The following is a 13,298-nucleotide window of genomic DNA, read 5'->3' as shown; positions in this document are numbered from 1 at the left end:
GGTCACTCCAGCCATTGCGGGTTCGGGGCGGGCCGGGCCCCGGCCAGGTCACGGGCCAGCGCCGTCAGCCTTTCGACCGGCACGTTGACGCCGCCCACCCCGGCGAGGCAGCCATGCAGGCGCGGGGGTGCGGGGGCATCGAACAACGCGGCCCTGAGTTCCTGGTGCAGTACGCCGCCCGTGCCCGGCGCATGGTTGCGGTCGAGCACGATGGCGCAATCCACCCCCACAAGCGCCGCGCGCAGCGCCTCGGCCGGCAGGGGGCGGAACAGGCGCACCCGCAGCAGCCCCGCGGCCACGCCCTCCGCGCGCAGGCGATCCACGGCCTCGCGGGCAGTGCCGGCCATGCTGCCCATGGTCACGAAGACCACCCCGGCCCCTTCGGTGCGGTAGGGGTCAAGGGCGCCGCCCGCCCGCCCTGTGATAGTGCCCCACAGCCTGCCTGCCTCGTTCACCAGCGCCTCGACCCCGCCCATGGCCCGTTCGAGGTTGCGCCGGGTGCGGTTCCAGTCCGCCTGCCCGATCGGTGCCCCCAGCGACTGCCCGCGGGCAGGGTCCAGCGTGAAGGACCGCGCGGGGCGGGGCAGGAAACTGCGCACGGCCTCGGGCTGCGGCAGATGGACCGGTTCCACCGCGTGGCTGACATAGAAGGCGTCGTGGTTGACCATGACCGGAAGCTCTGCCGCCTCGGCCACGCGGAAGGCCTGGATCACCGTATCGAGCGAATCCTGCGGGCTTTCGCTGTAAAGCTGCACCCAGCCGGTATCGCGCTGGGACAGGCTATCGATCTGGTCGGGCCAGAAGCCCCAAGGCGCGGCCGGGGTGCGGTTGACGTTGAACATCACGATGGGCATGCGTGCGCCGGCGGCATAGTGCAGGAGTTCGTGCATCAGCATCAGCCCCTGAGAAGAGGTGGCCGTGAACACCCGCGCCCCGGTGGCTGCGGCGGCGATGCAGGCGGCCATGGCCGAGTGTTCCGATTCCGGCGTCACCAGTTCGGCCTGAAACGCGCCTTCGGCCTGAAACGCGATCAGCTTTTCCAGAATTGGGGTCTGCGGCGTGATCGGATAGACCGGGGCCACGTCGGGCGCCGCCAGACGTACCCCCCAGGCAACGGCGTGGTTGCCGCTGAGCAGTTGCATCTCGTGCAGCCGGGCCGCCTCGTGTCTCGCCGGGACGTTCATGGGGTCTTCTCCTCGCGCATGAGAACCGCGCCGGTGGGGCATTCGGCAACGCACAGCCCGCAGCCCTTGCAATAGTCGGTATTCACCGCATAGCCGCCCTCAAGCCGGGCAACCGCCATGTCGGGGCAGTAGAAATGGCAGTTGTCGCAGAAGATGCAGGTGCCACAGCTGAAGCAGCGGCGGGCCTCGTTGCGGGCTGCGTCCGCGTCCAGCGCCTGCTGCACGAGGGCGAAACCCGAGAGGCGTTCGGGAACAGGCAGTTCCGCGGCGCGCTGTCGGGCAAGGCGTTCGTGATGGGCGGTGTTGATACGGTCGAAACCGACCGGCTCGGACGCTGCGGTCCGGACTTCGGCGGGCGCAATCTCCAGTTCCGCGGCAATCGCCTGCGCGGCCCGCTTGCCCATGCCGATGGCGGCAGTGACGAAACGGTCGTGACTGGCAATGTCGCCGCCGGCGTGGATGCCATCGACGCGGGTGCGCCCGCCGGGGCCGGCGGCGATCACCCCGCCCCTGGCGCCCAGCATCGTGCCCCAGCGCTCAAGGTCGGCTTCCTGGCCGATGGCAGGGATGATCGTGTCGGCGCGCAGGCGGAAGGCGCTGCCCGGCACCGGCTCGGCGCGGAAGCTGCCGGGCCGGTCGCCGGGGCGGAAGGTGACGCGCTCGCATTCCAGCCCGAGCCCGCCCGGCCCGGGCGTGGCGTGCACAAGCCGGGCGCCGGTTTCGAAGCGCACGCCTTCCTCCCGCGCCTGGGCAAGCTCGACCGGCTGGGCCGGCAGCTGCCCTTCGGATTCCAGTGCCAGCACCGTCACCTCGCGCCCCAGCCTGCGCAGGGTGCGGGCCACATCCATCGCCGCACTGCCACCGCCCACGACCACCACATGGGCGCCGGCCCGTTCGGACTGAAGTTCGGGCGGGGCGGCCAGGAACGCGGCGCTGTCCACGACCCAGGGCGCATCATCGTCCAGCCCCGGCAGGCGCCGGGGCAGGCCTGCCCCCGCAGCCAGGAACAGCGCGTCGTGACGCCCGCGCAGATCGGCGAGCGCGGCCGCATCCGTCACCTCGGAGTCAAGCTTGACCTCGATCCCCAGAGCGAGGATTCGGGCGATCTCGGCCTCGAGCACCGCGCGTTCCAGCCGGTAGGGGGGAATGGCGTGGCGCATCAGCCCGCCCAGCGCGCGGCTGCGTTCGTAAAGCACCACCCGGATTCCCCGCCTGCGCAGTTGATAGGCCGCCGACAGGCCGGCCGGGCCGCCGCCCACCACCGCCACCGACAGGTCGCGTTCCTGCGCGGGTGGGGGAAAGGCCCAGCCTTCGGCCAGCGCCGCATCGCCCACGAAGCGCTCCAGCGCGCAGATGCCCACGGTTTCGTCCAGCTCGTTGCGGTTGCAGGCGCCTTCGCACGGGTGGTGGCAGATGCGCCCGGCCACCGCCGGAAAGGGGTTGTTGTCGCACAGGGTTTCCCAGGCGCCGCGCAGATCGCCCTCGCGCAGCTGGCCGATCCACTCGGCGATGCGACCCTCGACCGGGCAGGCCGCAAGACAGGGCGAGGGGGCGTTCTCCCACACCGGCAGCGCGCTGCGCCAGGTGCCGGTGCGCCGGCCGGCGCTGGTCAGGTGGGTCCAGAGCGGGGAAAGATGGTCATCCATGGATCAGGCCTCCTCGGTCGCGGGCAAAAGCAGCCGATACGCCTCGCGCGCGGCCGCGACGTTCTCATCCTTGCGGGCGGGGGCGAAGGCGCGGATCACCCCGGTCAGCCGGTCCATATCCGGCGCACCCAGCGCGGCGGCAAAGGCCCCCAGAAGCGCCGCGTTCACCACCTTGCCCATGCCGTTGCGCCGGGCAATCGCGCGGCCGTCCACGGGGATGATGCGCTGCGCCGCCCGGGGCCGGAAATCGCCGGCTGGCCGGGGCGAGTTCACCACGATCAGCGCCTCGTCGCCGCCCTGGGCCAGGAAGCCCTCGTCCAGAAGGCTGTCGTCGAAACACAGCATGGCATCGGCGGCGGTGATGTTGCAGCGCAGTCGCACCGGCCGGTCATCGACCCGCAGCGACGACATCACCGGCGTGCCCCGGCGCGCGCCCCCGTAGGTGGAAAAGCTCTGCACCCAGTGACCGCCCTCGAAGAAGGCGCGTGCCAGCAGGTTTCCCGCGGTCTGCGCCCCCTGCCCGCCGCGACCGAGAATGAGGATTTCAAGCATGTTCCGCCCCCTCCTTCAGGCTGTGGCCATCCCCTTCGGGCAAGGGCCGCGCGCGCAACTTGTAGCGCTGGATCTTGCCCGTGGGCGTCTTGGGCAGCTCGTCCACGATCTCGATCCAGCGGGGATATTTCCAGACGCCGGCCATGCGCTTGACCTGCGCCTTCAGCTCGGCGAACAGGCGCGCGGGGTCGCGCGGCCGTGCCAGCACGACGAAGGCCCGCGGCTTGACCAGCCCGGCCGCGTCCTCATGCGCTACCACCGCCGCCTCGAACACGTCCGGGTGGGAAACCAGCGCCTCCTCGACCTCGCAGGGCGAAACCCAGCGTCCGCCGACCTTGAACATGTCGTCGCTGCGCCCGCAGTAGTGGTAATAGCCATGCCCGTCGCGAAAATAGCGATCGCCGGTATGGAACCACCTGCCCGCGAACGCCGCCTGGGCGCGGTCGCGTCGCAGCCAGTAGCCATCGGCCATCGACCCGCCCGCCACCAGCATCTCTCCGATCTCGCCCTCGTCCACGTCGCGGCCGTTCTCGTCCACCAGCCGCAATTCATAGCCCGGAACGGCCCGCCCCGCGGTGCCGTGGCGAATGTCTCCGGGCCGGTTGGAGACATAGGGGTGCAGCATCTCGGTCGATCCGACCCCGTCGATCAGCGCCACCCCCATGCGCGTTTCCCACGCGCGCGCCACCGGCGTGGGCAGGGCCTCGCCCGCAGAGATGCACAGGCGCAGCCGGCCGCCGGTGTCTTCCGGCCCGAGATCGGGATCGGCCAGCATCGCGGCATAAAGCGTGGGCACCCCGAAGAACAGGGTCGGACGGTATGTCCGCAGGACCTCCCGCACGCTTTGCGCAGTGGGCCGGCCGGGCAGAAGCACCGTCGTCGCGCCCGCCGACATCGGCACGGCCATGCCCGCCCCGTGCCCGTAGGCGAAAAACAGCTTGGCCGCGGAAAAGCACAGGTCGTCCTCGCGGATGCCCAGAATGTGGCGACCGTAGTGGTCGGCCACCCAGCCGGGGCTGGCATGGACATGCCGGACCCCCTTGGGCGCGCCCGTCGAGCCCGAGGAGTAGAGCCAGAAGGCGACCTCGTCAGGATGAGTCGGCGCGGTCGGGAAATCGGGATCGGCCTCGGCCATCAGCGCCGCAAGTTCCGGCAGCCCCCCGCCCGGCCCGCCGGCGACGATCACATGGCGCAGGAAGCGCAACCCCTCCAGCACCGGGCGCAGCGTCCCAAGAAGTTCGGACGAGACCACCAGCGCCCTTGCCCGGCAATCCTCCAGCAGCCAGCGAATCTGATCCACTGGCAGCAGCGTGTTCAGGCAGACGGGAACGATCCCGGCCCTGATCGCCCCCCAGAAGACGCAGGGAAAATCCACCGTATCGAGCAGCAGCAGCGCCACCCGCTGCTCCTGTTCCAGCCCCAGCCGGGAAAGAAGGCTTGCCACCCGCCGGCTGTCGGTCGCCAGTTCGCCCCAGCTCAGAACCCGCTCCGGGTCGACAAAGGCCGGCTTGTCCCCCAGACCGCGCGCCAGATTGGCGTCGATCATCCTTTCGGCCGCGTTGTAGCTGTCGGCACTGGACATCCGGCAATTCCCTCGAGCAGGCGCCCGCCTCATCAGGCATACCTTATTAGGTATAACAGTACCTATATACCTGTTTTGGCGTGCAGGCAATGCCGTCGCGCCGCGGCCGGGGCGGTCAGGCGCTTTTCGGGGCCGGGCGGATCAGGATTCCGAGGCGCCCTCGGTTCGTGCCGGTGCCGACTTGCGCCGTCGCTCCACGTGCTTGAGCATCGTCGCCAGCGTGATCGAACCGTAGGTCGCCAGCGCAATGTCGTCGATTTCCTTGTTGACGTCGAACAGGGCCCATTCCTCGGGCGTAGCCGTCGTCGGGTCGGAAAGCTTGCACTCGGTCGAGGTGTCCTCGAACAGGGCGATGATGTCCAGAAGCGTCACCCGCCTTGCATTGCCGGTGAAGGTATAGCCGCCCCCCACCCCGCGCACGGATTGCACCAGCCCCGCCCGCCCCAGCGTCAGCAGCACCTTGGCCAGGTGATGGGCCGATACCCGGTACTTGGCGCCGATCTCGGCCGCCGAGATCGGCTTGTCGGGATTCGATGCCAGCTCGATCAGGGCGTAGATGGCAAGGCGGCTCGATGTCTGCACGGGCGTCCCCTCGTTCGCGGCGGTCCGGCGGGGCCGGCCCCGCCCTGTTCATCTTCCTATTCGTCTTCGTCGAGATCCAGTTCCAGCTGGATATAGGGCCCGGCGACCATGCCCTCGGCACGGAAGAAGGCCATGTTCAGCCGGTCCTGCCGGCGCACCATGGTGCGCACCTTGTCAATGCCGATCCTGCGGAATTCGTCGCAGATGGCACGGAAGAGGCGTTCGCCCACGTGGCGGCCGCGCATCTCGGGATCGACCGACACCATGAACACCCAGCCGCAGGGCTGCGAGCCGAACTCCCAGCCGCGCACTTCGCCCGCGATCATGCCCACGAGCGCCTCGTCAGGGGACTCGGCCACGAGAAAGAACCTCTCATGGGTGCGACGGGTGCCGTAGCGTTCGAAGATGTCGGCCCAGTAGTCCGGTTTCGCCAGCCCGGTGATGCGGGCATCGAGATCCACGATCTGGTCGAGGTGGCCCGAGGCCGCCCGGCGGATGATCACATCCGAATCCGCCCCCGCATCCGCCGTCTCTGACAGGTCGTTCGCCATCGCGTCCTCCGTTGCCCCGGCCGCGTCCCGGCACGGCCGTCCGAGCCGCAACCATAGACGATTGCGCAAAGCGCAGGCAACTGCCGCGCTCTCTACCCTGCGCCGGCCGTGGCTTAGCCGCTGCCGCGGTTTTTCGCCAGCAGAGAATTCTTCTATACCTTGCAACATTTTTAAGTATAATGGTACCGATTTATTGCTTTAGATCGGAATCACCCGAAAGGTCGGATGATGAAACGCATCGTCAGTCTCTCGCTCAACGGTCGAAACGTGGATGACGTGGTTCCCGACAACATGCTGCTGATCGACTGGCTGCGCGAGCGGCGCGGCCTCACCGGCACCAAGCAGGGCTGCGACGGCGGCGAATGCGGGGCCTGCACGGTGCTGGTGGACGGGCGGCCGCGACTGGCCTGCCTGACCCTGACCGCCGCCTGCGACGGCACCGAGGTGGAGACCATCGAGGGGCAGGCAAAGGGCGGGCGTCTGAGCGCGCTGCAGCGGGCCTTTCACGAGAATCTGGGCACCCAGTGCGGGTTCTGCACCCCCGGCATGATCATGGCGGCCGAGGCGCTCCTGCGCGACGACCCCGACCCGGACGAGGACGCGATCCGCACCGCCCTTGGCGGCAATCTCTGCCGCTGCACGGGCTATGTGAAGATCATCCGCTCGGTGCGGGCCGCAGCGCGGGAGATGCAGCCATGAAGGATCACGGGGGAAAGGGGCCTGTCGGCACGCCGATGCCGCTGGTGGACGGGATCGAGAAGGTCACCGGGCGCGCACTCTACACCGCCGACCTGGCCGGTCCGGGCACGCTGGTCGGGCGCATCCTGCGCGCCCCCGTCAGCCACGGCCGCATCCTGTCGGTGAACACCGACCGGGCCGCAGCGCTCGATGGCGTCGTGGCCGTGCTCACCGGCGCCGACTGCGACAGGACCTATGGCGTGCTGCCCATCGCCATGAACGAATATCCGCTGGCCCGCGACAAGGTCCGCTACCGGGGCGAACCGGTGGCGGCGGTGGCGGCGGTAGATGCCGAAACCGCCGAGCGGGCGCTGGAGCTGATCGAGCTGGAGATCGAGGAGCTGCCCGCCTGCCTCACCCCGCGGGAGGCCCGCGCCCCCGGCGCCGCGCTTCTGCACGAGGACAGGCCCGGCAATGTCGAGCGCGAGGTGCATCACACCTTCGGCGATGTCGGGGCCGGCTTCGCGGCTGCCGATCTGGTACGCGAAGAGGTCTTCAACTGCGCCGAGGTCACCCATGCGATGATGGAGCCCCACGCCGCCCTGGCCGAGTTCGACCCCGAGCGCGGCCGGCTGACGCTGCATTCGGTCACCCAGGTGCCCTATTACGTGCACCTCGCACTGGCGCGCTGCCTCGACATGGACCCCGCCCAGATCCGCGTCATCAAGCCCTTCGTCGGCGGCGGTTTCGGGGCGCGCACCGAAACGCTGAACTTCGAGATCATCACCGCTCTGCTGGCCCGCAAGGCGGGGGGGCGGGTGCTGATGCAGCTGACGCGCGAGGAAACCTTCCTCACCCATCGCGGGCGCCCGGCGACGCAGGTGAAGCTGAAGCTGGGCCTGACGAAACAGGGCCGCCTGACCGCCATCGAGGCCGAGGTGATCCAGGCCGGCGGGGCCTATGCCGGCTACGGCATCGTCACCATCCTCTATGCCGGGGCGCTGCTGCAGGGGCTCTATGCGGTGGAAAACGTCAAATATGACGGCTGGCGCGTCTATACCAACACGCCCCCCTGCGGGGCCATGCGCGGGCATGGCACGGTGGATGTGCGCCACGCCTTCGAGTGCCTTCTGGACCGCATGGCGCGCGAGTTGGACCTCGACCCCTTTGCCGTGCGCCGCGCCAATCTGCTGCAGCCGCCGCTGTTCACCGCCAACGGGCTGATGGTCAATTCCTGCGGGCTGGGCGAATGCCTCGACCGGGTCGAGGCGGCCAGCGGCTGGGCCGAACGCCGCGGCCGCCTGCCCCGCGGGCGGGGGCTGGGCATGGCCTGTTCGCATTATGTCAGCGGCGCGGCCAAGCCGGTCCACTGGACCGGAGAGCCCCACGCCGTGGTGTCGATCAAGCTCGACTTCGATGCCGGGGTGACCGTGCTGACCGGGGCCTCGGATATCGGGCAGGGCTCGTCCACCATCGTCGCCCAGGCCGCGGCCGAGGTGCTGAGCATCGACATGTCCCGCATCCGCGTCGTCGCCAATGACAGCGCCATCACCCCCAAGGACAACGGCTCCTACTCTTCGCGGGTGACCTTCATGGTCGGCAATGCCGCCATCGAGGCGGCAAAGGCCCTGCGCGAAAAGCTGGTGGCGGCGGCGGCCGAAAAGCTGGAGGTCGCCCCCGACGAGGTGGACTGCGCCGGCGAGACGTTCTTCGTGCCCGGCTCCTCGCAATCGGAACTGTCCTTCCGCGAGGTGGCCCTGGCCGCACTGGCCAAGGAAGGCACGATCACCGTCAAGGGCAGCTTCTCCACCCCGGTCGAGGCCCAGGGCGGGCGCCATCGCGGCGGTGCGGTGGGCTCCACCATGGGCTTTTCCTATGCCGCGCAGGTGGTCGAGGTGGTGGTGGACGAGGAGACCGGGCAGATCACCATCGAAAAGGTCTGGGCGGCACTTGATTGCGGATATGCCATCAATCCTCTGGCGGTCGAGGGCCAGATCGAGGGCTCGGTCTGGATGGGCATGGGGCAGGCGATGGCCGAGGAAACCCGCTATGTGGGAGGCCTGCCCGCCCATGCCGGGCTGATGGACTACCGGTTCCCCACCATCGCCGAATCACCCCCCATCGAGGTCCAGATCGTCGAAAGCATTGACCCCAATGGCCCCTTCGGCGCCAAGGAGGCCGGCGAAGGGGCGCTGGCGGGCTTTCCGCCGGCGCTGGTCAACGCCGTGGCCGATGCCGTGGGGCTGGACGTGAATTTCCTGCCGGTGACTCCGGACAGGCTGCTGGATGCGCTGGTGCGCTTTCGTCGCGCCAGCCGCAGCCGGGACAGGGCGGAGGCCGCGTCATGACTGCCCCCCTGCCCCCCTTCGAAATCCTCCGACCGGCAAGCCTGGACGAAGCCCTGCGCGCCCTTGCCGCCCATCCCGACGCGCGGCCGCTGGCGGGGGGCACCGATCTGCTGGTCAATCTGCGCCGGGGCATCGGCAGCCCCGTCATGCTGATCGATCTGGGCAATATCGAGGGATTCGACGACATCTCGGCCACCGGGGATGGCGGGCTGCGCATCGGCGCGGGCGTGCGGCTGGCCCGGCTCGAACGCGACGCGCGCCTCCGGGAAAGCTATCTTTCCGTGGCCCGCGCCGCCGGTTCCGTCGCCGCCCCCACCCACCGCGAGGTGGCCACGCTGGGGGGCAACCTGTGCCTCGACACGCGGTGCCTGTATTACAACCAAAGCGAATGGTGGCGCCGTTCCAATGGCTGGTGCCTGAAGCATCGCGGAGACATCTGCCACGTCGCCCCGCAGGGCAACCGCTGCCGTGCGGCCTTCAGCGGCGACCTGGCCCCGGCGCTGATGGTGCACGGGGCCCGGATCGAACTGGCCGGCCCGGAGGGCGCCCGCCGGCTGCCGCTGGCCGATTTCTACCGCGAGGACGGGGCGGCACATCTGCGGCTGCAGGAAGGCGAGCTCGTCGTCGCCGTTCATCTGCCGCCGCCCGCCGGCGCGTCGGACTACGAAAAGATCCGCGTTCGCGGCGCCATCGATTTCCCGCTGGCCGGGGTCGCGGTGGCATCGGCGCGCGAAGGCGGGGCTACGCGGCTGCAGGTGGCGGTCACGGGCACCAACTCATGCCCGGTCGCGGTCGAACTGCCCGCCCTGCTTCCCGACGCCGAGGTCGGGCCGTTCCTGAAGGATCTGGGCAAGCGGGTGCAAAAGGCGGTCTCGCCCCAGCGCAGCACCACCATTGCGCCGCATTACCGGCGGCTGGCGGCGGCGGCGGTGGCCACGCGGCTGGCCCGGCGGCTGCTTTCGCAACAGGGGCAGGACGAGGCGTGATCGGATCGGTCCCCGGCACCACGTGGAAGGCAGATGACGGGCTGCATGTGGACACCCGCGGGCTGGGGCCGCCGGATCCGATGGTGGCGATCCTGTGGCATGTGGAAAACCTGCCCCCGGGCAGCCCCATCATTGCCCATCTCGACCGCTATCCCGTCCATCTTTTCCCCGAACTCGCCGCGCGCGGCTGCCACTACGAAGTGCTGGAGACCCGCCCCGGCGACGTGCGCATCCTTCTGAGGCCCGCGCCATGAGCATGTCCACCGGCTTTCTGAGCGGCGCAAGGGATCGGCTCCTGCCGGCTTCGATCCCGTTCCGGTTCTTCCTGTCGGCGGCGCTGTTTCAGGTCCTCGCCTGGGTGGCGCTGCTGGCCGGGGCCGAGGAAGTCCCCGGTTTTGCCGGCGGCGCCGGACCGGTGCTGGCGGCGATCCACCTGATCACCCTGGGCGTGCTGGCGATGACGGCGATGGGGGCCAGCTATCAGCTGCTGCCCGTGGCCACCCGCCGGCCGCTGGCCCGGACATGGCCCGCGGCGCTGAGCTTCTGGCTGTATCTGCCGGGGGTGATCCTGCTGAGCTGGGGCATGGCGGACAACGACCCCCGCGCCATGCTGGCAGGGCTGGGCCCGGTGCTGGCGGGGCTTGCGCTTTTTGCGCTGCTGATGGCCGACAACCTGCGCCGCGCCGGATCGGTGGCGGTGGTGGCCGGGCATGGCTGGGGCGCGCTGGCCATGCTGGTTGCCGCGGCCACGCTGGGGGGGATCCTTCTGCTTTCCCTGGCGTCCGGCTATGACGCGGGGGCGGACCAGCGTACCCTTGCCACGCTGCACATGGTCGTGGCGGCCTATGGATTCATGGGGCTGCTGGTACTGGGGCTGAGCCTGATCCTGGTGCCGATGTTCGTTCTCTCGCGCAGCCTGCCGCCGGGCCCGGGCTGGGCGCAGCTGGGCATTGCGCTGGCCGCGCTGGCGGCGTTCGCGGCGGGGTTCGGGGCGGACCTTCCGCTGCTGGCCTGGGGGGGGCTGGCCCTGGCGGCGGCGGCGGCAGGGACGCATCTGTGGCTGATGCAAAGGGCGCTGTCCATGTCGATGCGGCGGCGGCTGGGGCTGCCCTTCGTGCAGATCCGCGCAGGCTGGGTCCTGCTGGCCCTCAGCCTTGCCCTAGGGGCGCTGCTGATGGCGGGCGCGCCGGTGCCGAACCTGCCCGCGCTTTTCGGTTTCACGCTGGTGGCGGGCTGGCTGCTGACCTTCCTCGGGGGCGTGCTGCAACGGATCATGCCGTTCCTCGCCTCGATGCACGCGGCGGGAAAGTCGGGACTGCCGCCGCTGCTTTCGGAGCTCACCGCCGAATGGGCGCTGAAACTCTACATGCCCGGCCATTTCGCGGCACTTGCCCTGACCACCGCCGGCATCCTCCTGGACTCCCCGGGCCTGATCCGCCTGGGCGCCGTGGCCGGCATGATCGGCGCCACCGCCTTCGCCGTCTTTGCCGGCAGGATCGCGTGGCACCTCTTCGCCCGGATCGGCCGGCCCTGACCCTTCCACGGCCGAGTACCGCACCCGAAAGGGACTTGCCTTTTCCAATTCAGGTATTAAAGTACTGAATTAAGGAAATACCGAATCCACCACACTACACGAAGGCCGCAGCCATGAGCTTTGCCCGCAGGACCGCGCAGATGCTGCACGAGGATCACCAGGCCACGATTGCCGTGGTCGAGGGGCTGGAAGACCTGATCGCCCGCGCCCGCAGCAAGACACCGGATACCTCGGACCCGAAGGTGCGCAAGGCGCTGGAGAACGCCTCGGGCACGATCGAAGAGGAAATCGGCAACCATTTCTCCTTCGAGGAACAGGAACTTTTCACCCGCCTGGAGGAAATGGGGGACATCGGTATCGGAGAGCACCTGCGCAGCGAACACGAGGTTCTGCTGCCGCTGGGGCGCCAGGTCGCCGACATGGCCCGCTCGGCACTGACCGAAGGGTTTTCGGATGACGGCTGGAGCGCCTTCCGGCAATCGGCCGGAGAGCTGATCGAGCGCATGTTCGCCCATATCCAGAAAGAGGAAATGGCCCTGCTGCCGATGCTCGAGGAAATCCTGGACGACGAAACGGACATGGAACTGGCCACATCCTATTCCGAAATCCACTGACCCGCCCCGACGCGGGGGGCCGTGGCCGCAGGAGTTTTGAGACCATGAACGGCACCACAGGCCAGATTGACACCCGCCCGCTTTCTCCGGACGACCTGGAGGCGGTCATCGCCATCGACGCGAAGACCTCGGGCACGCTCCGGCGCGGCTACTTCGAAAAGCGACTGGCGGCGGCGGTCGCACACCCCCGCGACTATGTTTTCGTCGGCACCCATCTCGGCGGCCGGCTGGCGGGTTTCGTCTTTGCCAAACTGGAAACCGGCGCCTTTGGCCAACACGACGCCACCGCCGCGCTGGATACGATCGCGGTCGATCCCGAACTGGAACTGCGCGGCGTCGGCCGGGCCCTTCTGACCGAGGTCGAAGCGGTCCTGCACCGCAAGGGCGTCGGGCTGCTGACCAGCGAAGTGGAATGGTCGAGTACAGGGCTTCTGGGGTTCATGGCTCATCACGGCTTTGCCATGGCGCCGCGCATCGTCCTGACCCGCCCGGTCAGTGACATCGCCATTGCCCTCGACGAACCGGGGGAAGACGACGACGCGAAGGAAATCGACTTCAGTTCGCCCGAAGGCGATGCCGCCAATGCCCTTTCGCGCGATCCGGTGCCGGTGCGCTCGATGGAGGAACGCGACCTCGGGCGGATCGTCGCCATGGACCGGGCCTCAACCGGCATGGACAGGGCCGACTACTATGCCCGCAGGATGCGCGAGGCCCTGGAGCAAAGCGGCATCCGGGTGTCGCTGGTTGCCGAAGCCGACGGCGACGCGGTGGGTTTCATCATGGCTCGGGTGGATTTCGGCGCTTTCGGCCTGACCCGGCCCGAGGCGGTGATGGACGCCATCGGCGTGGATCCCGGCTATCGCGGCCGCAATATCGGCACGACCCTCATGGCCCGGCTGATGGGGAACCTGGGGGCGCTGGAGATCGACACCGTCCGCACCGAAATCGCATGGGACGATACCGCGCTCATCAGCTTCCTCGGCGCGCTCGACTTTGCCCCCGCACAACGCATCGTGCTTGAGAAGCGGCTCTGACGGGGGG

The 13,298-nt window shown here is 69.2% G+C and carries 13 protein-coding genes; 7 read left to right on the top strand and 6 right to left on the bottom strand.

What is annotated here, in order from left to right; all coding sequences use genetic code 11:
• Nucleotides 1-2: 2 nt before the first annotated feature.
• From ACZ5CM_RS03665 to ACZ5CM_RS03640, 6 genes are all read right to left on the bottom strand, one after another.
• Nucleotides 3-1,184 (bottom strand): transketolase C-terminal domain-containing protein, encoded by a 1,182-nt coding sequence (locus ACZ5CM_RS03665; RefSeq protein WP_464641355.1) that lies wholly within the window; start codon nt 1,182-1,184, stop codon nt 3-5.
• Nucleotides 1,181-2,830, bottom strand: coding sequence for an FAD-dependent oxidoreductase (locus ACZ5CM_RS03660; protein WP_464641353.1), 1,650 nt, complete (start codon nt 2,828-2,830; stop codon nt 1,181-1,183). Before ACZ5CM_RS03660 ends, ACZ5CM_RS03665 begins: the two co-directional genes overlap by 4 nt.
• Before the next feature lie 3 nt (nt 2,831-2,833).
• Nucleotides 2,834-3,382, bottom strand: a complete 549-nt coding sequence (locus ACZ5CM_RS03655) for a 2-oxoacid:acceptor oxidoreductase family protein (protein ID WP_464641351.1) — start codon at nt 3,380-3,382, stop codon at nt 2,834-2,836.
• Nucleotides 3,375-4,964: a benzoate-CoA ligase family protein gene (locus ACZ5CM_RS03650; protein ID WP_464641349.1), complete on the bottom strand. Its 1,590-nt coding sequence runs from the start codon at nt 4,962-4,964 to the stop codon at nt 3,375-3,377. The genes ACZ5CM_RS03655 and ACZ5CM_RS03650 overlap by 8 nt, the downstream gene beginning before the upstream one ends.
• A 141-nt stretch (nt 4,965-5,105) precedes the next feature.
• Entirely contained in the window at nt 5,106-5,546 is a 441-nt protein-coding gene (locus ACZ5CM_RS03645; protein ID WP_464641347.1) for an Rrf2 family transcriptional regulator, read from the bottom strand.
• A 56-nt stretch (nt 5,547-5,602) separates the two neighbouring features.
• Nucleotides 5,603-6,097 (bottom strand): GNAT family N-acetyltransferase, encoded by a 495-nt coding sequence (locus ACZ5CM_RS03640; protein ID WP_464641345.1) that lies wholly within the window; start codon nt 6,095-6,097, stop codon nt 5,603-5,605.
• Between the two features lie 225 nt (nt 6,098-6,322).
• On the opposite strand from ACZ5CM_RS03640, the gene ACZ5CM_RS03635 reads away from it, so the two are divergent.
• The 7 genes from ACZ5CM_RS03635 to ACZ5CM_RS03605 all read left to right on the top strand — a co-directional run bounded on the left by ACZ5CM_RS03635 (nt 6,323) and on the right by ACZ5CM_RS03605 (nt 13,291).
• The gene (locus ACZ5CM_RS03635) at nt 6,323-6,796 is read left to right on the top strand and encodes a (2Fe-2S)-binding protein (protein ID WP_464641343.1); all 474 of its coding nucleotides are present in this window, start codon (nt 6,323-6,325) and stop codon (nt 6,794-6,796) included.
• Nucleotides 6,793-9,123 (top strand): 4-hydroxybenzoyl-CoA reductase subunit alpha, encoded by a 2,331-nt coding sequence (hcrA, locus tag ACZ5CM_RS03630; protein WP_464641342.1) that lies wholly within the window; start codon nt 6,793-6,795, stop codon nt 9,121-9,123. The genes ACZ5CM_RS03635 and hcrA overlap by 4 nt, the downstream gene beginning before the upstream one ends.
• Complete coding sequence (gene hcrB, locus ACZ5CM_RS03625; protein ID WP_464641340.1) at nt 9,120-10,109, top strand: 4-hydroxybenzoyl-CoA reductase subunit beta; 990 nt, start codon at nt 9,120-9,122, stop codon at nt 10,107-10,109. Before hcrA ends, hcrB begins: the two co-directional genes overlap by 4 nt.
• Nucleotides 10,106-10,363 carry a DUF2249 domain-containing protein gene (locus ACZ5CM_RS03620; protein ID WP_464641339.1) on the top strand — a complete coding sequence of 86 codons (258 nt, stop codon included), beginning with the start codon at nt 10,106-10,108 and terminating at the stop codon, nt 10,361-10,363. The genes hcrB and ACZ5CM_RS03620 overlap by 4 nt, the downstream gene beginning before the upstream one ends.
• The gene (locus ACZ5CM_RS03615) at nt 10,360-11,643 is read left to right on the top strand and encodes a hypothetical protein (RefSeq protein ID WP_464641338.1); all 1,284 of its coding nucleotides are present in this window, start codon (nt 10,360-10,362) and stop codon (nt 11,641-11,643) included. The genes ACZ5CM_RS03620 and ACZ5CM_RS03615 overlap by 4 nt, the downstream gene beginning before the upstream one ends.
• A gap of 113 nt (nt 11,644-11,756) precedes the next feature.
• Nucleotides 11,757-12,257, top strand: a complete 501-nt coding sequence (locus ACZ5CM_RS03610; RefSeq protein ID WP_464641337.1) for a hemerythrin domain-containing protein — start codon at nt 11,757-11,759, stop codon at nt 12,255-12,257.
• 44 nt (nt 12,258-12,301) lie between these two features.
• Nucleotides 12,302-13,291 carry a GNAT family N-acetyltransferase gene (locus ACZ5CM_RS03605; protein WP_464641335.1) on the top strand — a complete coding sequence of 330 codons (990 nt, stop codon included), beginning with the start codon at nt 12,302-12,304 and terminating at the stop codon, nt 13,289-13,291.
• The last annotated feature ends 7 nt before the right edge of the window (nt 13,292-13,298 follow it).

It is taken from the genome of Piezobacter thermophilus (assembly GCF_055386745.1).
Note: the sequence above shows the minus strand (reverse complement) of the source record. Positions and strands in the feature narration are given on the sequence as shown.